The 23,411-nt window shown below is 73.5% G+C and carries 11 protein-coding genes; 5 read left to right on the forward strand and 6 right to left on the reverse strand.

Going from position 1 to position 23,411, the window contains the following annotated elements:
• Positions 1 to 23: 23 nt before the first annotated feature.
• The 6 genes from WMF11_RS43425 to WMF11_RS43450 all read right to left on the reverse strand — a co-directional run bounded on the left by WMF11_RS43425 (position 24) and on the right by WMF11_RS43450 (position 10,342).
• Entirely contained in the window at positions 24 to 947 is a 924-nt protein-coding gene (locus tag WMF11_RS43425; protein ID WP_437546209.1) for a response regulator, read from the reverse strand.
• Positions 941 to 3,868: a response regulator gene (locus WMF11_RS43430; RefSeq protein WP_437974936.1), complete on the reverse strand. Its 2,928-nt coding sequence runs from the start codon at positions 3,866 to 3,868 to the stop codon at positions 941 to 943. The genes WMF11_RS43425 and WMF11_RS43430 overlap by 7 nt, the downstream gene beginning before the upstream one ends.
• Before the next feature lie 228 nt (positions 3,869 to 4,096).
• Positions 4,097 to 4,957 (reverse strand): sugar ABC transporter permease, encoded by an 861-nt coding sequence (locus WMF11_RS43435; protein WP_437546213.1) that lies wholly within the window; start codon positions 4,955 to 4,957, stop codon positions 4,097 to 4,099.
• On the reverse strand, positions 4,954 to 7,254 hold the full coding sequence (locus WMF11_RS43440; protein WP_437974937.1) for an extracellular solute-binding protein: 2,301 nt from the start codon (positions 7,252 to 7,254) through the stop codon (positions 4,954 to 4,956). The genes WMF11_RS43435 and WMF11_RS43440 overlap by 4 nt, the downstream gene beginning before the upstream one ends.
• Positions 7,255 to 7,261: 7 nt before the next feature.
• Positions 7,262 to 8,341, reverse strand: a complete 1,080-nt coding sequence (locus WMF11_RS43445) for an ABC transporter ATP-binding protein (protein WP_437904971.1) — start codon at positions 8,339 to 8,341, stop codon at positions 7,262 to 7,264.
• Positions 8,342 to 8,380: 39 nt separating this feature from the next.
• Entirely contained in the window at positions 8,381 to 10,342 is a 1,962-nt protein-coding gene (locus WMF11_RS43450) for an alpha-amylase family glycosyl hydrolase (protein WP_437974938.1), read from the reverse strand.
• Between the two features lie 612 nt (positions 10,343 to 10,954).
• On the opposite strand from WMF11_RS43450, the gene WMF11_RS43455 reads away from it, so the two are divergent.
• The 5 genes from WMF11_RS43455 to WMF11_RS43475 all read left to right on the forward strand — a co-directional run bounded on the left by WMF11_RS43455 (position 10,955) and on the right by WMF11_RS43475 (position 23,321).
• Positions 10,955 to 14,488: an AAA-like domain-containing protein gene (locus WMF11_RS43455; RefSeq protein ID WP_437974939.1), complete on the forward strand. Its 3,534-nt coding sequence runs from the start codon at positions 10,955 to 10,957 to the stop codon at positions 14,486 to 14,488.
• 309 nt (positions 14,489 to 14,797) lie between these two features.
• Positions 14,798 to 18,418, forward strand: coding sequence for a protein kinase domain-containing protein (locus WMF11_RS43460; RefSeq protein WP_437974940.1), 3,621 nt, complete (start codon positions 14,798 to 14,800; stop codon positions 18,416 to 18,418).
• Entirely contained in the window at positions 18,415 to 21,633 is a 3,219-nt protein-coding gene (locus WMF11_RS43465; RefSeq protein WP_437974941.1) for a hypothetical protein, read from the forward strand. The genes WMF11_RS43460 and WMF11_RS43465 overlap by 4 nt, the downstream gene beginning before the upstream one ends.
• A complete protein-coding gene (locus WMF11_RS43470; protein ID WP_437904976.1) occupies positions 21,633 to 22,247 on the forward strand; it encodes a hypothetical protein in 615 nt (204 codons plus the stop codon). Before WMF11_RS43465 ends, WMF11_RS43470 begins: the two co-directional genes overlap by 1 nt.
• A gap of 168 nt (positions 22,248 to 22,415) precedes the next feature.
• Positions 22,416 to 23,321: a hypothetical protein gene (locus WMF11_RS43475; RefSeq protein ID WP_437974942.1), complete on the forward strand. Its 906-nt coding sequence runs from the start codon at positions 22,416 to 22,418 to the stop codon at positions 23,319 to 23,321.
• Positions 23,322 to 23,411: the final 90 nt, after the last annotated feature.

A 23,411-nucleotide genomic window follows, 5' to 3' on the forward strand; every position in this document is an offset into this window, starting at 1 on the left:
CCCGGGCGATCCGACGGACCGCGTCAGCCGCCGTCGTCGCCCGGCTCGCCGCCGGCCCCCGGCGAGCGGCACTTCATCACCATGCGGATCTCGTTGCCCTTCTCGTTGTGCCGCACCTCGTCCATGAACGTGCGGATCAGCATCAGGCCGCGGCCGCTCGGCTTGTCCAGGTTGGCGAGATCGGTCGGATCCGGCAGGTTGCGCGGGTCGAAGCCGGGCCCCTCGTCGCGCACCACGTACGTCGCCTCGGTGCGCGTCTCGCGCGCCACGACGACAACGCGCCGATCCCGGTACGGGCTCTCCGCCCGGCGGCGCTCGACGAGCGCGGAGAAGGCGCTCGGCTGCTCGTCGAGCAGCGTCGAGCTGACCTCGAGGTTGCCGTGCACGATGGCGTTCACGAGCGCCTCGCGCAGCGCCACCGCGACCTGGATCCGGCCCGTCTCGTCGCACAGCCGCATCCGCCCCAGGCTCTGCTCGACGTGGCCGACCAGCGCGGGGACCTTCGCCACGTCGTTGTCGAGCTCGAAATGGGACTCGGTCGCCGTCAGGCACGAGAGGAGCTGCTGCTCCCGCCGATCGAGCCGCGCCACCGCGAGGACGTTCTCGACCGTGTTCACGAGCTCCGCCGCGAGGTTCCGCTTCGCGACGTAGCTCGCGGCGCCGCGCCGCAGCGCCTGCACCGCGATCTCCTCGCTGCCGTGCGCCGTCATCAGGATCACCGGGAGGTACGGGTGCTCGCGGCGGATCGCCTCGACCAGCTCCAGGCCGTCCATCTCCGGCATCTGGAGATCGGTCAGCACGATCTCGGGCATCGACCTGGCGATCGTCTCGAGCGCCTCGACGCCGTTCTCGGCGTACACGGGCTCCATCCCGGCGCGCTTCTTGAGCAAGCTCCCGGAGAGGCGCCGATCCATCGGGGAGTCGTCCACCACGAGCACCCTCACCATCGCGTCACCTCGCTATCAGAGCGCCGCTCGCCCTGCACCGGCGGCGCCGGGTCCGCCGGCGCGCCCTCGCGCACGAACGCGGCGAGCTCGGGGAGCAGGCGCTCGATCTGCGCCCGCAGCGCGAACTGCGCCTCGGCCAGGCTGCCGAGCTCGTTCGCGCGCGCCATCTTCTCCAGCGCGAAGGAGGCCTCGAACGCGCCCCGCGCGCCGAAGCTGTCGACCCCGCCCTTCAGGCTGTGCGCGGCCCGCTGGAGCTTGCGGGCGTCGCCGGCGGCCACCGCGTCGTCGATGTCGCCCATCCAGCGCGGGCACTCCTCCAGGAAGACCTCGGCGAGCTCGCGCAGGAGGTCGGCGTCGCCGCCCGTCCGCTCCAGCGCCTTCGTGCGATCGAACATCGGCCGGGCCGCGATCGAGGAGGGCGAAGGCAGGAGCCGCTCCTCCGATCGGGTGCTCGGCGGCCCGCTGTCGGACGCCGGCGAGGGCGCCGACGTATACGAGCTCGGCGCGCCGAGCGACATGCGCGCCGGGTCCTCGATCTCCAGGGCGGAGGGCCCGGCGGCCAGCCGGTCGATCATGTCGTAGAGCTCGTCGACCTGCACCGGCTTCGACAGGTAGCCGTCGAAGCCGGCCCGGAGGCAGCGCTCGCGGTCGCCCTTCATCGCGTACGCGGTCACGACGATGAGCGGCATGTGCCCGCCCTCGCGCCGCTCGCGGGCCCGGACGACCCGCGCGACCTGGAGGCCGTCCATCTCGGGCATCTCCACGTCGAGCAGGGCCACGTCGTACTGCCCGCCCGCGATCTTCTCGACGGCGAGGCGGCCGTTCTCGACGATGTGCACGTGGTGGCCCTGCCGCTCCAGCCAGCGGCGCATCAGCTTCTGGTTGATCGCGTTGTCCTCGGCGACGAGCACGCGCAGGCCGCGCGCGCGCGTCCCGGGCGCGGCGCGGCGCGGGTCGGCCGACCGGAGCGAGGTCCGCGTCGGGACGCCGAAGGCGTGGAACACGGCCTCCTGGAGGTGGGACGTCTTCACGGGCTTCGTGACCATGGCGAAGACGCCGAGATCGCGGCAGCGCGCGACGTCCGCCTGCGCGGACGTCGAGCTGAGCAGCATGAGGACGCGCCCCTTCAAGATCTCGCGCTTCCGGCAGTGCTCGACCACGGCGAAGCCGTCGACCTTCGGCATGCGGGCGTCGACGATGGCGAGGCCAAACGAGCTGCTCGGCCCGACCGCGTTGCCCCCCGGCTTGCCCCAGGGCAGCGCCCACACGCCCGAGTCCTCCGAGAGCGCCGCGATCGCCGCCGCCCCCGAGTCGACGGGGACCGCCTTCATCCCCCAGCCCTCGATGGTCTCGGCGAGGATGCGCCGCGCGGTCGCGTTGTCGTCGGCGATGAGGACCTTCGTGCCGAGGAGGTCCTTCGGGATCTCCAGGCGGCGCGACCGGGCGGCGCCATCGAGCGCGCGGAGCTGGAGGGTGAAGTGGAACGTGCTTCCCTTGCCGACCTCGCTCTCGATCCAGATCTTGCCGCCCATCATCTCGACGAGGCGGGCGCAGATCGTGAGGCCGAGCCCCGTGCCGCCGTACTTGCGGGTGGTCGAGCCGTCCGCCTGGGCGAACGCGTCGAAGACGAGCCGCTGCTTGTCCGGGGCGATCCCGATGCCCGTGTCGATCACGCTCACGCGCAGCACCACGGCGTCGCCGAGCGCCTCGCCCGCGTAGAGGCTCGGCGTGCCCTGGCTGTCCGCGCTGGCATCCTCCTCGGCGGTGAGGGGCGCGCGCGAGACGACCTCGGCGCGGACGACGACCTCGCCGGCGTCGGTGAACTTCACCGCGTTGCTCACGAGGTTGACGAGGACCTGGCGCAGGCGCAGCGGATCGCCGACCAGCGCCTCGGGCACGTCGGGGCCGACGTCGTAGGCGAGCTCGAGCCGCTTCTCGTGGGCGCGGAGCGCGAGCGTCTTCACGGCGTCGCCGATGATCTCGCTCGGGTCGAAGACGACGGGCTCGATCTCGAGCTTGCCGGCCTCGATCTTCGAGAAGTCGAGGACGTCGTTGATGATGGAGAGCAGCGCGTCGGCCGAGATCTTGACCATCTCGAGGTACTCGCGCTGCTCCGGGGTGAGCTCGGTCTGGAGCGCGAGCGACGTCATGCCGATGATGCCGTTCATCGGGGTGCGGATCTCGTGGCTCACGCTGGCGAGGAACTCGCTCTTCGCGCGGCTCGCCGCCTCGGCGGCCTCCTTGGCCTGCTGGAGCTCGTCCTCGACCGCCTGGCGCTGCATGAGCAGGGCGCGCAGGCTCGCGGAGTGCTCGCGCTCGTTCTCGAGCGAGGCCTCGCCCATGGCGTCCGCGCGGCGCTTGGCGATGCTCGCCATCACCGCCATGGCGGGGGTGGTGACGGCGTAGACGATGACCCGGAGGAGGTTGTCTTCGTCGTACGATAAAAGGACGCCCTCCTTGGAGAAGTAGAGCGCGAAGAAGACGCACGAGATGAGCGCCGTGACGATGCCGCTCCAGAGGCCGCCGCTGAACGCCGCGAAGACGATGATCATCGAGAGGATCGCGGGCGGGTTCGGGACGGTCCAGTCGAGCGCGGCCTCGAGCGTGGCGACGGCGCCGATGACGAGCAGCGCGAGCAGGGGGCCGAGCAGCGGGAGCACGAACTTCTCCCACGAGGGCCGGCTGAGGCGCCGCTGCAGCGCGGTGGGGAGCGGCAGGAACGTGCCGCGGCCCTCGGCGTCGCCGCCCAGCGACGGGCGGGGCTCGCCGCCCAGCGATGGGCGGGGCTCGCCGCCCAGCGACGGGCGCGGCTCGCCGCCCAGCGACGGGCGGGGCTCGCCGCCCACGCCCACCGATGCGCGGGGGTCCGCGTGAGCGGTCCCCGGCGCGGCGGCGGGCGGGGGATCCTCGGCCTTCGGCATGGCTTCATGGAGATAGCGGGGTCGCGATCGGGCGTCCACGGCCGCGAGGGCCGGGTCCCATGAACGGGCGGCGCCCGGGCACGGCGGGCAAGTAGGAGGGACGCCCCTCGGCCCCGGGCAGCACAAGGCCGGGCAGCGCGGGTCGCGTCGCCGGCGGACGCGGCGCTGGCGGCCCGCGCCGCCGGGGCCGCGTCCGGGGCGCCCGCAGCCACGCTCACCGCGGCGCGCTCACCCCTTCACGCCGCCGGTCGTCAGCCCCGCGATCAGGTGGCGCTGCACCACATAGAACGCCGCCATGACCGGCAGCGACACGAGGAGCGCCCCCGCCGCGAACCGCTCCCACTGCGCGTCGTACTCGCCGATGTACCGCTGCAGCACCACCGGCAGCGTGAACATCTCCTCCTTGCCGAGCAGCGTCGCCGCGAGGATGAACTCGTTGTACGCCGTCATGATCGCGAACAGCGCCGTCACGGCGATCGCCGGCCGCGCCGCCGGGAGCACGACCCGGAGGAACGCCTGGAAGCGCGTCGCCCCGTCGACCATCGCCGCCTCCTCCAGGTCGACCGGGATCGCCTCGAACGCCGCCCGGAGCTGGAAGATCGAGAACGGCACCGCCGTCGACGCGTAGCAGAGCACGAGCCCGGTCCGCGAGTTGAGCAGGCCGAGCGCGTCGAGCAGGAGGTACAGCGGGATCGCGCTCGCCACCGTGGGGAACATCTGCGTCGCGAGCAGCGCGCGCAGGCCGCGGTCCTTGCCGAGGAACTGGAAGCGCGCGAGCGCGTACGCCGCCGGGACCGCGACGGAGACGCCGGCGGCCGCCGTCGCGAGCGCGACGACGATCGAGTTGGCGAGCTGGCGGGGGAAGAGCCAGATCGGCTCGCCGCCGACCTTCTTCGACGTCGTGACCACCGCGACGATGTGCTCGAGCGTCGGCTGGTTCGGGATGGGCAGCACCTCCGGCACCGGCGGGCGCGCCCCGGAGAAGGCGATCGAGGCGACCCAGAGCACCGGGTACAGCGCGAACGCGACCGCCGCGACCAGCGCGGCGTGCACCGCGATCGACTCGACAGGAGAGGGCCTCCGCGTCACGCGACCTCCGTCGCCGCCGCCGGAAGGGGCGCCGATCCAGCCTCGGCCCCGCCCTGCGGGATGGCGGAGACGGGCGTCCGCCGCCGCCGGAAATGCCAGTCGCGCGTCGCGAGCGTCAAGAGCAGGAAGATGAGCACCGAGTACGCCGCCGCGTAGCCGTACTGGGCCTCGCGGGTGAACGCCCACCGGTACGCCTCGGAGACGAGGATGTCCGTTGTGCCGTCCGGGTCGCCGCCGGACACGAGGAACACGACGTTGAACATGTTGAACGTCCAGATCGCGCCCAGCGTCACCGCGGGCGCGAGCACCGGCCTGATCAGGGGCAACGTGATCATCCGCAGACGCTGCCACCGCGTGGCGCCGTCGACCTCGGCGGCCTCGAGCACGTCCTCCGGCACGGCGGTGAGCGCGCCCAGCGTGACAACCATCATGAACGGGAACCCGAGCCAGACGTTGGTCGTCACGTTGGCCGTGAACGCCGTCGTGAAGCTCGAGAACCAGGAGATGGGCTCGATGCTCGTCCCGAGCGCGGAGTTCACCGCCTCGATGAGGCCGGTGACGGCCCCGAACTGCCGGTGGAACATGCCCTTCCAGGACAGCGCGGTCACGTAGCTCGGCACGGCCCAGGGCACGATGAGGAGCACCCGGTAGAGCGCCCGGAGGCGCAGGGTCGGGCGGTGCAGGAGCAGCGCGAGCGAGACGCCGAGGAGGACGTGGAGGCAGAGGTTCACCGCGGTCCAGAGCACGGTCACCGCGAGCACGAGGTAGAACGAGCCGCTCGCGAAGAGCGGCCCGCCGCGGGCCGTGAGGATGCTGATGAAGTTGGCGAGGCCGACGTACCGGAGGCCCTCGCCCCTGCCGGCGAAGAGCGACGTCGCCGCGCCGATGACGAGCGGGATCACCACGAGCACGCCGATCGCGACGACCGCGTGCGCGACGTACTTGTAGGCAGGAATCGAGCGCCCGATCGAGCGCCCGAGCGCGCGCCGGAACGAGCGCCAGCGCCCGGTGCCGGGCGCCGCGCCCCTCGCGGCGCGGACCCACCGGAGAGCGAGCAGCAGCGCGAGCGCGCCGAGCGCGACGAGGAGCGGCGCCGGCGAGGCGGGGGGAGGGAGCGGCCGGCGGACGTCGTCGAAGCGGCGCTTGGCCTCGGAGAGCGCGACGTCGGGGGGCGCGTCGCCCCGGAGCACCTTGCGGATCGCGCGCGTGGCCGGCTCCCAGGTCGAGCGCATCGCCGGCGAGGTCGGCATCGGGATGGCCGCCTTGGCCTGCTCGGTGAACGCCGCGATGAAGGCGTCGCCGGCCGGGACGGCCACGTCGCTCCGCACCGGCGGCGTGCGCGCGACCTCGAGCCGCGTGGCCGCGGCCGCGGCGCCCGCGAGGTGGCGCGCGAGCGCCCGCGCCCCGGCGCGCCGCGCGCCCTGGGGCGAGAGCATCACCGCCTCGACGGTCAGGAACGGCCGCATCGGGAGGCCGGTCTCGCGCACCTTGGGGAGCGGGACGACGCGGGCGCGCCGCCGCGCCTCCTCCCCGAGGCCGCCCGCGAACCACGGCCCGCTGATCACGAACGCGGCGCGGCCCGCGTTGAACAGGTCGGTCACCAGCGCGCCGTTCGCGTCCTCCGGGACGACCCGGCGCTGGATCAACGCGCGGACGAGCTCGAGCGAGCGCTCGGGCCCCGGGCCGACGAAGCCGAACTGGTCGTCCTCGCCCAGCATCGCGCCGCCGAACGCCGCGAGGATCGGCATGTGCGCGTAGGCGTTCGACGCCTCGTACGCGAGCGGGTACACGCCCTCGGGGAGCGAGCCGGCCAGCGCCGCGATGTCCTCGAGGGTCGCCGGGGCCTCCTTCACGAGCGCGGTGTTCATGTAGAGCGCCACGCACTTCTGGCTGATCGGCAGGCCGAGGATCTCGCCCCCCTGCCGGACCGCGGCGAGCGCCGGCCCCAGGAACACGGCCTCGCCGCCCGGCTCGAGCGCGTCGCCCACGGGCGTGACGAGGTCGCGCGCGCGGAAGTCGCCGAGCCGCTCGTGGGCGTCGATGAACAGGTCGGGCCCCTCCCCCATCGGGATCGCGGCCTGGAGCTTCGAGGCGTAGGCGTCGAACGGGACGGCGAGGACCTCGACCTCCTCGCCCTCGAAGGCGGCGACGATGGCGTCGAGCGCCCTGGCCTCGTCGTCGCGGTAGGCGTGCCACAGCCGGATCGGCGCGGCGGCCGCGAGCGCGGGCAAGAGGAGGATCAGCGCGGGCGCAGCGAGCGCGAGCGCGAGCGCGAGACGACAGCGACGGCTCGGCACGGTCGCCTCACGCTTCTCGCAGGCTCAGCCCGGAGTCCGCGTCGAAGAGGTGCACCTGGCGGAGCGCGACCCGCACGGTGTCGCCCTTCGCGACGCGCGCGGCCGGGTCGAGGCGCGCCACGAACGGCGCCCCCGCGACGGTGCCGTGCGCGTACGACTCGGCCCCGAGGGCCTCGACGATCGCCACCTCGAACGGGGCGCCGCCGTCGCCCGGGGCGAGGTCCACCTCGTGCGGGCGCACGCCGACCGTCACCTGCCGCCCGGACGAGAGCGCGCCCGGGAAGTCGGCCGCGTCGACGTCGATGGCGAGGTCGCCCTGGGCCGCGACCCACCGGCCGCCCCGGCTCTCCAGGCGCGCCTCGACGAAGTTCATGGCCGGGCTGCCGAGGAAGCTCGCCACGAACCGGGTGCGAGGCCGGGCGAAGACCTCGAGGGGCGGCCCCGACTGCTCGACGACGCCCTTGTTGAGCACGAAGATCTCGTCCGCGAGCGTCATGGCCTCGACCTGATCGTGGGTGACGTAGACGCTGGTCGCGCCGAGCCGGTCGTGCAGCTTGCGGATGTCGACCCGCACCTGCGCGCGGAGGGCGGCGTCGAGGTTCGAGAGCGGCTCGTCGAACAGGAAGAGCTGCGCCCGCCGCACGATGGCCCTGCCCATGGCCACGCGCTGCCGCTGGCCGCCGGAGAGCGCCCGGGGGTGCCGGTCGAGGAGCGGGCCGAGCCCGAGCATCTCCGACGCCTCCTTCACGCGCGCCTCGATCTCGGCCGGCGGTGTCTTCCGGAGCTTGAGGCCGAAGGCGAGGTTCTCGCGCACCGTGAGGTGCGGGTAGAGGGCGTACGACTGGAACACCATCGCGATGTCGCGATCGCGCGGCTCCAGCCGCGTGACGTCGCGGTCACCGAGCGCGATCGTGCCGTCGTCTGCCTCCTCGAGCCCGGCGAGCAGCCTCAGCAGCGTCGACTTGCCGCAGCCGCTCGGTCCCACGAGGACGGCGAACGAGCCGTCGGGCACGTCGACAGAGACGCCGCGCAGCACGTGGGTCTGGCCGAATCGCTTGTTGAGTCCGCGCACTTTGACAGACGCCATGTTGGAGACTCTCTTGGAAGGGAGGAGTGCCAGGCAGGATCAGAGACCATGGATGATCTGGTCTTCCGGGATGAGCAGCGCCCCGCTCACCGGGGGCAGCTTGACGGTGACAGCGCCGTTCGCGCCCGCCCTATATGTCTTTTTTTCGGGCGAGAGCACGTCGACGAGCACGGTCCCCCGCGTCAGCCCCGTCGTCATCGCCGCCCCGTTGAAGCTCGTGGCGCTCTGCTTCCGGGGGTGCGTGTTGAGCACCACGAGCGCATAGTCGCCGTCCGGCTCCCCCCGCTCGAACGCGAAGATCCCCGCGTCCTCGTCCCCTTCGCCCGTCCGCTCCGTCGACCAGCGCACCCGCTGCTCGCCGGCGGTGAGCGCCGGGTAGCCCCTGCGCAGCGCCGTGAGCCGCTGGATCCACCGGAAGAGCGGGCGCTCCGTGTCATAGCCGCTCTCCCAGAGATCTTCGCGGTTCGCCGGATCGTCGCCGCCGCTGAAGCCCTGCTCCGTGCCGTAGTACAGGCAAGGGATGCCTTCCTCCGTGAAGAGGAACAGGAGCGCATTCTTGAGCGCCGCCTCGGGATCGGCCTTGAAGGGCGAGGCGCCCGGGCCGACATGGAGGAAGCGCGGGACGTCGTGGTTGTCGATGAAGTTGACGAGCGCCTTCAGCGGCGGGACGCCGATGCCGTTCGCGTTCGGCTCAGCGCCGTAGTTGAGCGCCCGCGCGTCCCAGAGCTCCTCGATCCGCCGCGTGGACCGGGCGTCGCGGAAGACGTCGCGGAAGACCCGATAAGCTTGGGGGAAATACAGCACGGAGTCGACAGAGTCCCCCGTGATCGGCGCGGCGCCCGGACAGCCCCCCTCCGCCTCGTCGGCGTTCTCGCGCTCGAGGTTGCCGCCGAGCGCCTCGTCGTGCGGGTGGGCCGGGACCTCGTGCTTCGTGAAGCTGCCGACGAGGTCGTCCTTGCCGTCGAAGGCCTCTCCGAACATGAAGAAATCGGTCTTGCCCATCGCCGCCAGCTGCAGCCGGACGTTCTGCGTGAAATAGCGCCAGAACTCGTGCTCGACATGCTTCAGCGTGTCGATGCGGAACCCGTCGACGTCGGTGAGCTCGACCCAGCGCACGAACACGTCGACCATCTCCCGCTTCACGTCGCAGCGGGAGGTGTCGATGTCCTTGAGGCCGCCCGGGAGATCGCCGTGCACGAGCTGGTCGACATCCTCGAAATCGAGGATGCGCCCCTTGCGGTTGTAGACCTCGGGGTCCTGGAAGAGCTCGGGCTGCGGCGGGAGGTGGTTGGTCGCGGGCTCGTGGCGGAAGACGATCGGCGCCGGGCCCGACTTGCCGGGCGACGTCCGCGCCTGGACGCCGCGGGGGTCGAACTCCGGATCGTACTCGTTCACGGCCTCGAGCTGGAGGCGCCCGTCCTCGCCGCCGCCGTGGACGTCCGCGTCGGGCTGCCCATTCTCGTTGATATCATAATAGAACAGCTGGCCGACGTGGTTCGTCACGATATCGAGGATGACCCTCATGCCGCGATCGTGGGCCGACGCGACGAGGCGGCGCAGCGACGCGAGGTCGCCGAAATGGGGGTTCAGCTCGGTGAAATCCTGCGTCCAGTAACCGTGGTATCCGTCGACGCCGGCGTCGGTGTCGACGTTCTTGACGATCGGCGAGATCCAGAGCGCGGTGACGCCGAGCGCCTCGAGGTAGGGCAGACCCTCCTCGAGCCCCTTCCAGTCGCCGCCGTGCCACCTGCCCGGCGCCGAGGACACCCGGTGGTTGTTCCCCGCGTCGCCGTCGGCGAAGCGGTCTATCAGCACCTGATAGATGATCTCCTCCCGCCAGTCGCTCGCGTGCGCCGCGAGCGAGGCCGACCGCACGGGCTCCTCGTCGAGCTCGGCGCACGCCGCCGCGAGGAGCGCCAGTGAGGCGACCCCGGCCGTCCGCGCGAGCGCGGCCGCGCGCGCCGTCCGCCAGAGGGAGAGTCTCGATCGCCGCCGGTCCATCGTGATCACCATAGCTCGGCGCGTCGAGCCATCACGCATCCACGCGAGCCGACACACGCGCCGGACGAGAGCCCATCTCGACGGATGAGCCCGATGGGCAGCGGCGCGGCCGGCGCGAGCGCGTGCGGGTCAGGCCCCCCGCGCGCTCCGGCAGGAGCTTCTGGAGTGTCAGGCAAAGCCGTAGTGTCTGCAGGAGCCTTCCGAGCCGCGGAGCGCAATGCCCAGACGAGCAGCGGCACGGCGGCCGGCGCGACCACGACGCGATTCTGCCCCGCCCTCAACACGCCTCGCACGGCGCGAACGCTACACCAGCAGCGGTGGCCCGGTCCACAATTTCTGGACGTAAAAAGCGGGTTTTCTCGGCGCGACACGATGGACGCACACGCAATCGCGCCGCGCGCAACGCAGACGCGCAGGCGCGCAGGCGGGGCGCGCGTCGCCTGCGCCTTCGCCGGCGAATCCCGATCGTGTGAGCGCCAGCCCATCCGGTCGACGCGACATTCGCGTGACATTCACCGCGCCGTCGCGAGCCCTGTTGTTTCGCCGCGGACGCCAGCGACACGGGCTGTCGTTCCGTTGACGGTCCTGGCGTCGCATGGCACCGTCAGATTCGTGACCTTCTCGGCGCCTCCCGACCTCGTTCAGGCGAAGGCCAGTGCCGGAGATCACAGGCGCCGGTTCCAGGCGGGCGGGACCGTGGGCGAGGGCGTGATCTATATCGAGCGCCCCGCCGACAGGGAGCTCTTCGAGGCGCTCCTGCGCGGAGAGCTCTGCTATGTGCTCTCGACCCGGCACACCGGGAAGTCCAGCCTGCGACTCCAGGTCTCGACGCGGCTCCGCGCCGAGCAGGTGGAGTGCGCGAGCGTCGATCTCGGGGCGCTCGGCACCGACACCACCTCGCCGGTGAGCTGGTACCTCGGGATCGCGTCGGAGATCGCCGAGCAGCTCGGGCTGGAGCCGCCGGACGAGTTCTGGGACGCCCACTGGCACCTCGGGCCGGTGCACTGCTGGTTGCGCTGGCTCGAGGACGTCGTGCTCGTGGAGATCTCCTCCGCGATCGTCCTGTTCATCGACGAGGTCGACGCCACGCTGGCCCTCCCGTTCTCGCGGGACGATTTCTTCGCCATCCTCCGGGCCTTCGTGAACCGGCGCGCGGAGCGCCCCGCCAACAGCCGGCTGACGTTCTGCCTGCTCGGGGCGGCGGCGCCCTCGGAGCTCGTCGCGGATCCGGCGCGCGCGCCGTTCAACATCGGCCGCCCGATCCGGCTCGACGACTTCACCCGCGCCGAGGCGCGCGGCTTCCGCGCGGGCCTGGAGGGGCTCGTGGCCGACCCCGACGCGCTGCTCGACGCGGTCTTCGCGTGGACCTCGGGCCACCCCTACATGACGCAGCGGCTCTGCGCCGATCTCGCCGGAGAGCGGCGCGATCTCGACGTCGACGAGGCCGTGGCGCGGCGGTTCCTTGACCAGGGCCGGACCGAGGACCCGAACCTGCGCCACGCGGAGCGGTGCCTGGAGGCGCAGTGGCCCCGCTGCGGGCGGGCGCCGGCGCTCCTCCAGCTCTACAAGCAGCTGCTCGACGGCCACCGGGTGGGCGTCGACGCCGGCGACCCGGTCCAGCGGACGCTGCTGCTCTCGGGGCTCTCCGTGGAGCGGACGGCGGCCTCGGGCGCGCCGTACCTCGACGTGCGCAATCGCGTCGTCCGCAGGGTCTTCGACCGGGCGTGGGTCCTGTCACGGGAGGCGGACCGAGCCACAAGGGAGCCGCTCGCGCGCTGGCTGTCGCACGGCCGGAGAGACGACTACCTCGTGGGCGGCGCGGCGCTCGCGGAGCTCACGTCGTGGTGCGATGGGCGAGCGGACCTCTCGGCGGAGGAGAGGGCGTTCCTCTCCGCCTGCGCGCGGGCGGAGGGCCAGAAGCGGTCGACGCGGCGGCTCATCAGCGTGCTCGCCGTCGCCGTCACGCTGCTCGGCGGCCTGACCCTCGTGCTGCTCTGGCAGATGGGGAAGGAGGAGCGGGCGCTGGTCCGCGCGCGGCAGGAGTCGCGCGAGAACGACGCCCGGCGGCTCGCGGCCCAGTCGGCGAAGGAGCGCGCCGAGGGCCTCTTGCCCCGCGCGCGCCTGCTCGCCGTGGAGGCGGCCCTCGCCACCAGGGCGAGCGGCCGCCCCGCGGGCCCCGCCGTGGTGCAGGCGCTCGGCGACGCGGTCTGGGGCCCCGCCGTCGACCAGGAGGTGCTCGTCGGGCACGGCGGCGCGGTCCACCACGCGGCCTTCAGCCCCGACGGCCGCCTCGTCGCCACCGCCTCGGCCGACGGGGCCGCGAGGATCTTCCGCCTCGGCGGGCGCGACGAGCCGCTCGTGCTGCGCGCCGCCACCCCCGGCGGCGTCGTCGCCGTCGCCTTCAACCACGACGGGAGCCTCCTGGCGACCGCGTCGACCGACGGCGCGGTGCGCCTGTGGCGCCCCGACGGCCACGAGGTTCGCGCGCTCGGCACGAGGGACGCCGCGCCGACCAGCGTGGCGTTCAGCCCGGATGGCAGCCGCGTCGTCGCGGGGACGACGGGCGGCGCGATCTACGTGTGGCGCCTCGGCATGGAGGGCGAGCCGCCGCTCGTCGTGCCCCTGGGCGAGCGGCTCATCCGGCGCGCGGTGTTCAGCCACGACGGGGCCCGGATCCTCGCCACGGCCATCAGCGGGACGGTCCACGTCGTCCGCGCCGACGGGCACGGCGCCCCCGCGGCGCTGAAGGGGCACGGGCCGGGCGTCGAGAGCGCGGACACGAGCCCGGTGGACGACCGCATCGTCCTCGCGACGGGCGACGGAACGGCGCGCATCCCCGGCGCGGACCGGCGCGAGCCCGTCGTCCTCCGCGGGCACGAGGGCGCGGTGCGCAGCGCCGCGTTCAGCGCCGACGGCGGCGCGGTCGTCACGGCCTCCGCGGATGGGACCGCGCGCGTCTTCCGCGCGGACGGCAAGGGCGCGCCGATGGTCCTCGAGGGCCACGAGGGGGTCGTGAACAGCGCCGCCTTCAGCCGCGACGGCGCGAGCGTCGTCACCGCGTCGGAGGACGGGACCGCGCGGGTGTGGCGGCTCGGCGGGCCGGGCGAGCCGCTGCTCCTGCGCGGCCATGAGGGGCCGCTGACCGGCATCGCCGTCAGCCACGACGGCAGCAGGATCGCCACCGCCGGGACCGACAAGACCGCGCGCGTCTTCCGGACCGACGGCTCGGGCGAGCCCGTCGTCCTCCGCGGGCACGCGGAGCACCTGCTCAGCGTCGACTTCAGCCCCGATGGGAGCCGCCTCGTCACCGGCTCGGCCGACAAGACGGCGCGGATCTGGCGCGCCGATGGGCGGGGCGAGCCGATCGTGCTCGGGGTCCACGACGACCGGGTGGTGGGCGTCGCCTTCAGCCCGGAGGGCACCCGGATCGTCACGACCTCGTGGAACGGCATCCTGCGCGTGTTCGAGGACGGCGTCCCGGGAGAGCCCGTCGTGCTGCGCGACGAGCGCGCGGGGCTGCTCCGGGCGGCGTTCAGCCCGGATGGCCAGCACATCGTGGCGACGTCGGGGCCCAACGTGAAGGTCTGGCCCGCGGACGGCCGCGGCGTCCCGCGCGTCCTCCCGTCGGGGTACGAGGACCGGGCGATCGCCGCCATCGCGGTGAGCCCGGACGGGAGCCATGTCGCGATCGCCGCGCTCGACGGCGGCGTGCGGCTGCTCCGCGTCGACGGCCAGGGCCAGCCCGTCCTCCTGAGCGGCCTCGGCGCGGCGGTCCGGACCGTCGCGTTCAGCAGCGACAGCGCGCGCCTCGTCGCGGTGTCGAGCGACGGCATCGCGCGGGTGCTCCCCGTGGACGGGCAGGGCGAGGCGATCACCCTCCGCGCCGAGGGCGTCACGCTGACGGACGCCGTGTTCAGCCCCGACGCCACCCGCGTCGTGACCGCCGCGAACGACGGCGCGGCGCGCGTCTTCTCGATCGCGGCCGAGTCGCTGATGGCGCGCGCGTGCGCCTACGCCGGGCGCAACTTCACGCGCGAGGAATGGGCGCAGCTCATGCCCGGCATCGACTACCGCGCCACGTGCCCCGAGTGGCCAGGCGCCCCCGAGCAGGACGCCGGCGCAGCGCCGCGGCTGGACGTGCGCTGAAGCAGGGAATCGTCGGTGAGTGTCCGAGCGTGTCGGCGCGCTCCGCGGCGGGCCGTGATCGTCTCTATCGGCTGCACGCGGAAACGTGAACCAACATGAACCCACGTGACCCCGCGTGACCCCGTGTGACCCGCGCGCTGCGCGCTGCGAAGCGCCTGGCAGCAGCCCCACAGGATGCCTCTCCCACCTTTGTTCCGTGGGGGCGGACGTTCTTGTCATGGTTCGCGCTTCAGCGGGAACCATGTATGCTCGGCCAGGCTTGCTCGCCCTCTGCCGCGCACTGCGCGGCCCCTGATCGCTGCCCGGTCTATGGCCCCGCTCGACCCGCACGCCGAGGAGCCGAACCTCGTGGACACCGCCGCTTCGCGGATCGGGACAGCCCTGAACGCCAAGTGGCGGCTCGACGATCTGCTCGGCGTCGGCGGCATGGGCGCGGTGTTCGCGGCGACCCACCGCAGGGGGACGCGCGCGGCGGTCAAGGTCCTCCACATCGAGTTCGCGCGCAACGCCGAGCTGCGGGACCGCTTCCTGCGCGAGGGCAAGATCGCGAACCGGGTCGATCACCCGGCGCGCGTCGCCGTGGTCGAGGACGACCTCAGCGACCGCGGCGAGCCGTTCCTCGTCATGGAGCTGCTCTCCGGCACCACGCTCCAGCGGCTCGCGAGCAGCGCCGGCGGCACCCTCCCCCTCGCCCAGGTGCTGCCCGTCTTCGACGTGGTGCTCGATCTGCTCGAGAAGTGCCACTCGATCGGCATCGTCCACCGCGACATCAAGCCGGCGAACATCTTCGTCACGAGCGCCGGCCACGTGAAGGTCCTCGACTTCGGCATCGCCCGGATGCGCGACCCCGAGCGGCAGGCCACGCGCGCGGGGCTCACGTTCGGCACGCCGGCCTTCATGTCGCCCGAGCAGGCGATGGGCGTGTCCGGCATCGACGGACGGTCCGACCTCTGGTCGGTCGGCGCGAGCCTGTTCACCCTGCTGTCGGGCAAGCGGCTCAACCGCGGCCGGAGCGAGTCCGAGTCGTATTTCCTCGCCGCGACGCAGACCGCGCCGTCGATCGCGACCGAGGTCCCCGACCTGCCGGTCGAGATCGTGGCGTTCGTCGACAAGGCGCTCGCCTTCGAGCGCGGGGGCCGCTTCCAGAGCGCCGCCGCGATGCGCGGCGAGCTCCGCCGGCTGACGGCCGCGCACGCCGCCGGCCAGCTGACGCCCTCGCGCGAGAAGAAGGCGCCGCGCGTGCTCGTCCGCGGCAACGACACCATCGACGAGGACCAGGATCCGCCGTCGATCGTCGAGCAGACCTGCCAGCGGCTCGTCGGCGTCTGGAGGCAGCTCGCGCTCGTGCTCAGCAACATCCGCCAGTACGGGTGGAACCACCCCCACGTGAACAAGGGCATCCACTTCGCGTTCGACGAGATCACGCGGACGCTCTCGCAGAACCCCCTCGGCGTCCGCTGGGAGGTCACCCCGAGCGCGTTCACCTCGGGCGGCCAGCCGATCTGGCAGCCCGACAGGCCCCCGTTCGATCGCATCCCCTACCAGCTCTTCGCCGACGGCGTCCGGAAGATCCAGATCAAGGCCGGCATCACCGAGGCCGAGCTCCGCGATTTCGCGGCCATCCTGCTCCGCGACCAGAGCTTCGGCATGGGCGAGGACGACGACGCCGTGACCGCGCTCTGGGACCGGCGCTTCGAGCACATCGCGTACATGGCGATCGACCAGTTCGCCGAGGGCGACGCGGACCTGGAGGATTTCGAGGAGCAGTGCCGGGAGGTCGCGGTGGGGGCGCGCGCCCTCGCGCAGATCGAGAGCCTGTGGGACGAGAGCTCGCTCGCGGGCAGGGCGCTCCAGCGGAACGTCGAGGCCGCGCTCGCGGAGACGGGCGCGGCCGCCTCGGCGCTCGCCATCGACCCGCTGACCCGGAGCACCCTCGGCGCCCAGATCGCGCTGCCGTCGGAGCAGTGGAACGAGCGCTACATGGACGCGTTCGTCGACGGCTACGTGGACGCCGTCCGGCACGGCGACGAGGACCGCATGACGGGGGCGCTCACCGCGTGGACCGCCGACCAGATCGTCCTGCACAGCTACGAGCTCGCGTTCGAGGTGCAGACGATGCTCCGGCGCGCGTTCTTCGCGCGGCTCGACGGCATGCAGCGCGGCGCGGCGGGCGCGGCAGGTCGATCCAGCGCCGCGCTGCCGCAGCTCTCGGCGCGCGCCGTCGACCGGACGCTCGCGCAGGCGATGTTCCCGGTCGAGGCGCTCCGGGCGATCCTCAACGATCTCGCGACGGCGCACCCGGAGGAGCCGGCGGCCACCGGCGCGGCGGCCACGGGAGCGTCGGCCACCGGCGCGGCGGGCCACGGCGGGGCGGCCGCAGGTGTGGCGGCGCAGGCCGGCGTGGGCCGGAGCGCGGCGCAGGCCAGCGCAAGCCGGAGCGCGACACAGGTCGACGCGGGCCGGAGCACGGCGCAGGCCGACCCAGGGCGCAGCGCGGCGCAGGCCGGCGCAAGCCGGAACACGTTGCAGGCCGGCGCGAGCCGGAGCGCGGCCCAGGCCGGCGCGAGCCGGAGCGTGGCGCCGCTCGACCCGGCGATCGTCGAGGGGCTGGCCCACGCGCTCGACGCGCTCGAGGACGGCTCGCTCTTCAGCGCCGCATGCCAGTGCCACGGCGCCGTGCAGTCCGAGCGCCTGCGCGAGGTCCTGTTCGTCTACATGCGGCGGTGGGCGCCGGGCCGGGAGGCCGAGCTCGGGGACCTGCTCTCTCGCGCCCCGGCCCCCCTCGCCCTGACGCTCCTCCAGCTGCTCGCGCAGCTCAAGACCCCCGGCGCCCTCGCCGCGCTGGAGGCCGGCTTCGCGAGCCCGCACGTCGAGGTGCGCATCAACGCGCTCGCCGAGCTCCCCGACGCCGCCGCGGGCGAGGGCGGCTCCGCGGGCTCCGCCGCCGACCGCGTCCGGGAGGAGCTCCAGAAGCTCCTCGACGACCCCGCGCCGCTGGTGCGCTGTGAGGCCCTGCGCCTCATCGGCAAGCTCGGCGTCCTCGCAGCGGGCCCGACGCTCGTGCGGCGGATCGTCGCGCCGTCGTTCCACGACCTCTCGGGGGCAGAGCGGCGGCAGTGGATCGAGACCGTCGCGCAGCTGAACCCCGCGCGGGCCGAGAAGCTCGCGATCGAGCTGCTCGAGAAGCGCCAGCTCATCCCGTCCGAGGCGATCGAGCAGACCCGCGAGCTGGCCGCGCACTTCCTCTGCCAGGCGCGGAGCTACGAGGCGCTCCGCGCGGTCAAGGAGGCGACCAAGCCGCGCTGGTGGAACACCCCGCCGGTGCGCGACGCCGCAGCGCGCGCCGCGGTCGCGATCGCCGCGCGCCTCGTCGCGCCGACCCGCCCGAGCGATCGTCCCCTGGCGCAGGCGCACCCGGACGCGAGCGCGCCGCCCTCCCGCGCGAAGCGCTCGTACTCGCCCGTCTCGGTCCGGCGCGTGAGCCCGGGCGGGCCGCTCAGCCTGCCGGATCAGCTCGAGCCGTGGAGCACCCCGCGCCCCGGATCCATGGCCCCGAACGGCGACGCCGGCCGATCCGCCTACAGGCCGCCGCTCGTCTCGCCGGTGCCCGCCTCGACGAGCGCCGCCTCGGCGCCTCCCACCTCCGTGCCGTTCAGCCGGCGTGGGCCGCCGCCTTCCTCCACGTCGTCGTCCACCCCGACGGCCGCGCCGCCGCCGATGCCGCCGTCGATGCCGCGCCCGGCCATGCCGCCGAGGTCCCCCGCCCCGCCCTCGAGCGCCAGCGTCGCGCCGTACAGCGCGCGGCAGGGCCCCGCCTCGTTGCCGTTCGGCGCGCCGTCCCGCACGGCCATCGAGCCTACGCCCGGCAGCGCGGTGCCCTCGACGAAGCCGGGGCCGTCTCCGTCGCCCCGCGGCGGGAGGAAGCCGTGAGCGAGGAGAAAGCCAACCTCCACGAGAGCACCGGCGACACGGCGATCTCGGGCGTGAAGGCCGACGGGCGGCGCCGCGCGGCGCTCGGCCTGGTGCAGATGATCTACCGGCTCGCGAAGGCGTGCCTCCTGCACAGCGACTCGAACCAGGCGGTGCTGTCGCTCGTCCCGTCCGCGATCGACAGCATCGTCCAGTTCTGCGAGCTGTCGGGGAGCGAGGCCGCGACGATCGTGTTCGCGGGCAACACCCTCTTCATCAACGGCCAGATGCTCCGCGCCTCGCGCGAGACGTACGAGGTCGCCCTGGAGCTCGGCAGCTTCTTCGAGGCCTGCGACGTCTCCGAGCTCGTGCTCGACAAGGCGGTCCGTCGGGCCGAGCTCGCCGCCTTCGCCCGCCTCCTCGCCGACGCCCAGCGCGACCGCAGCATCGCCGCGCGGCTCCTCCAGTCGAGCCTGCGGGGCGTCCGCGTCCGCAAGCTCACGAACCCGTTCCCCGGCGGGGCCATCGACGGCGACGGCACCCGCATCGGCCGGATCAGCCGCACCTACGCCGCGGCGATCCTCGTGATGCGGTCGTTCTACGCGGCCCTGCGCTCGTCCCCGGTGATCCTGCCGCAGCGGGTGAAGCGCGTCGCGCAGAAGCTCGTCGCCGCGGCCGAGGAGGACGCGCGCCTGCTGCTCTCGGTCGCCGCGGGCAAGATCGCCGACCCGGACGAGGGGGGCCTCAGCGTGTCCACGGCGATCGTCGCGCTGGGCATCGCCCGGCAGCTCACGACCGACAGGAGGATGCTCGGGGGCCTCGTCACCGCGGCGCTGCTCTACGACGTGAGCCGGCTGCGGCTCACGGGGGTGCTCGCCGGCTCGGCCGACGGCGAGGAGCCTGTCGCGCGCTCTCTCCTCGAGCGCGGCCTGAGCGACGACGAGAAGGAGCGGCTGCCCGCGAGCGCGGCCGTCATGTTGACGGCGCTCGGCAAGCTGCACGCGCCCTCGATCACGCGCACGGTCATCGCCTACGAGGCGCTCGCGCTCCGGCAAGGCGGCCGGCAGGGCCCGCTCTACGGCGGCCGGCGCAGCCCCACGGTGCTCGCGCGCATCCTGGCGGCGGCCCGCCAGTTCACGGAGCTCCGGACGGCGCCGTTCCCGACGATCGAGACGGCATCGGGCGGCGCCTCGTCGCTCGACGCCGTGCTCCAGCGCATGATCACGGGCGCCGAGAGCGCGACCGACCGGGCGATCGGCAAGCTGCTCGTCGGCGCGCTCGGCATCATCCCGACCGGGACGTTCGTGCAGCTGAGCACCGGCGAGCTCGGGGTCGTGCTCTCGACGCCGCTGTCGCCCGCGCACTTCGCGCAGCCGCCGGTGCGCGTCCTGTTCGACGAGCAGGGCCACCTCCTCGGCGCGCCGTTCGACGTCGACCTCTCGCAGCGGGCGCCGGGCGCGGAGCCGTGCTTCATCGTCCGGCCCGTCGAGGTCGAGCCTCACCACGAGCGGGCGATCCGCGCCGCGTTCGGCTTCCGTTCCGGGAGGGGCGCCGCGGGGGTGGAGTCGCGCGTGACGGCCGCCGCGCCGGTGCTCTTCGGCGACGAGGTCCCGCCGACGGAGCCGGGCGACACGCTCGCGCCGCGCGCGGTCCGCTCGGAGGAAGGCGCGCGCTCCGCGCAGGCGCGCAAGGAGGCCGCGTGGCTCGGCAGGCCGCTCGCGGGCTCCGCGCAGGCCGGGTCGTCGCCGACCAGCATGCAACCCCGGCAGCCCGCGCCGGCCGAGCGCCCGGCGCCGGCCGAGCGGGGTCGCGACGAGAACCTCATCTCGACGCAGCCGCCCCCCTCGACGGCGGCGGCGCGCGCGGCGATGGCCGTCCCTCCTCCGCCGCGGTTGCCGCGGGATTCGCGGCCCTTCGGGCAGGTCGCGTCGACGAGGTACTCCGTGCCGGCGCCCGAGCCGACGCGCCCGTCGCGGCAGATCGAGCGCCGGGACGACGCGCCGGCGCGGGACCCGGGCGTGGGCCAGCTGCCGACGATCGGCCCTCCGGCGGCGTTCCCGGCGTCGCGGAGGTCGGGGGATCTCCGGCTCGGCGCGTCGTCGCGCCGGTCGGATTCCCGAGTTGATCCGGAGGATTGGGACTGGGACGACGAGCTCCCGACCATCGATCCGCCGCCGCCGGGGCCGCCGCCGACCTCGCGGAGCCCTTCCTTCGCGTCCGAGCCTCCGCCCGCCAGCGCGCTCGATCACGCGCCCACGTACACCCCGCCCCGTCCTCCCAGCCACGCGTCGGACCGCGCCCCGGGCTATCCGCCGCCGCATCCTTCCAGCCACGCGTCGGACCGCGCCCCTGCCCCTCGCTATCCATCGCCCCATCCTTCCAGCCACGCGTCGGACCGCGCCCCTGCCCCTCGCTATCCATCGCCCCATCCTTCCAGCCACGCGTCGGACCGCGCCCCTGCCCCTCGCTATCCATCGCCCCATCCTTCCAGCCACACGTCGGACCGCGCCCCTGCCCCTCGCTATCCATCGCCCCATCCTTCCAGCCACGCGTCGGACCGTGCCCCTGGCTATCCGCCGGCCCGTCCTTCCAGCCACGCGTCGGACCGTGCCCCTGGCTACGCGCCGCCCCGCACCCCTAGCCCCACGCCGGCCCGTGCCTTCAGCCACGCGTCGGACCGCGCCCCTGGTCACGCGGCGCCCCGTACCCCCAGCCCGCCGCCGGCCCGTGCCTCCAGCCATGCGCCGGGCGGTGCCCTGAGCTACGCGCCGGAGCCTGTCCCGACGGAGCGGAACGCGCCGCGCGCGTTCTCCAGCGCCGGGTCCGGATCGAGCCTGGACGACGCGGACCTGACGTGGACCGACGAGCTGCCGACGCTCGATCCTCCCCCGCCGCCGAGCACGGAAGAGCTCGAGCGCGATCGGCTGCTCGCGGCGTACCTGGCCGAGCGCACGCCCTTCCCGCAGGCTGGTCTTCATGAATGGAGCTCGGCGCCCAGCGAGGCGCCGGGGCGCGCCGAGGCGGACGTCGACGGCAGGTGGCGCGGCGACGCGCTGTCTCAGCGCCCGGCGCCCGACTCGCGGGCGGTGGCGCCGATCACCATGGCGCCGATCACCATGGCGCCGATCAGCTCCAGCTCCTTGGGCGCCACGAGGCGCCCGCGCGCGCCGATCCCGCGGGAGGAGCCCGAGGACGACGGGGGTGATCCTCCGGCGCCGGAGGGGCGGGACCGCTGATGGCCTGGCCCGCTGCGGCGAGCCGCGGGCTCGCTGCGCTGCTGCTCGCCGCGCCGGCGTGCGCCGACGACGGCGGGGATCCCCCGCCGGTCGAGCACCCCTGCAAGCTCGGGTACCTGGGCGAGGAGGGCGCCGACATCCGCATGGAGGTCATCGCGCTCGACTCGAGCGACGCGGCGCACCCGGTGAGCGACGGCGACGGGATCGACATCATCATGCCGCCGCAGGGCGGGCGGGTGCTCTTCCTGGGCGTCCGGGCGACGAACCTGAGCGCCTGCGGCGTCCAGCTGTCCGGCTCGCTCCGCGATCCCGTGTCCGGGCGTGTGATGTCCGAGTCGAGGACGGTCAACCTCAGGCCGACCGGCGACGGCTGGGGAGCGAGCGTCGACGCCGACATCTCGACCTTCGCGAACGTGGGAGTCTGCCCGAACAACTGGTCGGGCAGCGACATCTTCGATCACGACTACGAGATCGAGGTGCAGGTGAAGGACAGGGAGGGCCGGACGGCGAAGCAGGTGCGGCAGGTCCGGCCGGCGTGCAACGAGCCCGAGTTCGAGGTCGAATGCCGCTGCATCTGCAAGCACGGGTACGTCCTCGGCGAGGCGTGCGAGTAGGCCGGAGCGCTGCGAGTCCAGCAGCGGAGCGGATGATCCGAAAAATAAAAAATCGTTCGCAATGCGATCTCGTGATGCGCATGCACCACCGCGCGTAAGAGACGAAGCGGCGAAGAACACGGCAAAACGCGCTGGTTCCCGTGGACACGCTCTGTTACTGAGCCGCGCGTGGGGCAGCCGGACCAGTTCGCCAAACGCACCTTTGCCGCGGAGACGGAGCGGATCACTGGCGGCGCTGTCACATGGCAGGATCCGCCCGAGATCGGCCTGGTGAAGGTGCAGAGCGATGGGCTCCTGCTCGTACGCCACCCCGACCGTATTGCAGCGCTGCCCGCCCCGTGGCCAGAGGCCGGGAGCCACGAGGAAGTCCTGGTCGAGCTGAAAATGCCAGGAGATCATCTCGATTTCCCGGCCGTGGAGCGCGCGCTGCTCCGGCGGCAGGCAAGGCAGGTGCAACGGGCGGAAGAGAGCACGCATGCGTGGTCGGGCCAGGAGCCGCTCTGGCTCGTCGCGCCGCACGTGCCCGACTGGCTGCGGGCGCAACGCGCGCTCGTCGCGATCGGGCCGGCTTGCTACCGTGTGGAGCCGTCGAGCTTCCCCTTCCTGTGGATCGCAGCCAACGACCTTCCGCTGCGCGACGAGCTCGTGCCCTCCCTGGTTGCCCGCTCCGGACGGGCGCTCGACGAGTTTGCCCGGTGGGTCGCCTCGCGAATGCCGCTCGCGTGGGTGCTCGGCATGGTAAGATTCACCGCGATGTCGGCGACCGTGCGCGAAGAGCTGTTGTGGTGGGTTGGCAAGGGTGAGGACCCCGAGGTCAAGGCGCGGGAGCGAGAGATCCTTCAGGCTCTGCTCGGGGCAAACCCGGACGTACAGCAGAAACTGGTCGAGAAGGGCATCGAGCGGGGTCGCCTCTCCGAGGCCCGAACCGCGCTGCGCAGAGTGCTCGCGCAGCGGCAGCTCGCGCTGCGTCCTGAGGAGGACGCACGCATCGAGGGCTGCGCCGAGCTTGAGGTCCTGGAACGGTGGCTCGAGCGCGCCGTCACCGCCACGATGGCGGCCGAAGCGTTGACGTAACCGCGAGCTGCCCTGCCTGGAGGCGCCACTCGTGCGGCGACTGGCCGCGCCAGCCGGCGCCAGGCCCGCGACGGCGCGGCCACGCGCCCT

The organism is Sorangium sp. So ce295 (assembly GCF_051527405.1).
Classification (GTDB): Bacteria; Myxococcota_A; Polyangia; order Polyangiales; family Polyangiaceae; genus Sorangium; species Sorangium cellulosum_B.

Bases quoted from the DNA above. Each gene is read 5' to 3' on its own strand.
- WMF11_RS43425 (WP_437546209.1), bottom strand. From the start codon at position 947: ATGGTGAGGGTGCTCGTGGTGGACGACTCCCCGATGGATCGGCGCCTC.
- WMF11_RS43430 (WP_437974936.1), bottom strand. From the start codon at position 3,868: ATGCCGAAGGCCGAGGATCCCCCGCCCGCCGCCGCGCCGGGGACCGCT.
- WMF11_RS43445 (WP_437904971.1), bottom strand. From the start codon at position 8,341: ATGGCGTCTGTCAAAGTGCGCGGACTCAACAAGCGATTCGGCCAGACC.
- WMF11_RS43450 (WP_437974938.1), bottom strand. From the start codon at position 10,342: ATGGACCGGCGGCGATCGAGACTCTCCCTCTGGCGGACGGCGCGCGCG.
- WMF11_RS43460 (WP_437974940.1), top strand. From the start codon at position 14,798: ATGGCCCCGCTCGACCCGCACGCCGAGGAGCCGAACCTCGTGGACACC.
- WMF11_RS43470 (WP_437904976.1), top strand. From the start codon at position 21,633: ATGGCCTGGCCCGCTGCGGCGAGCCGCGGGCTCGCTGCGCTGCTGCTC.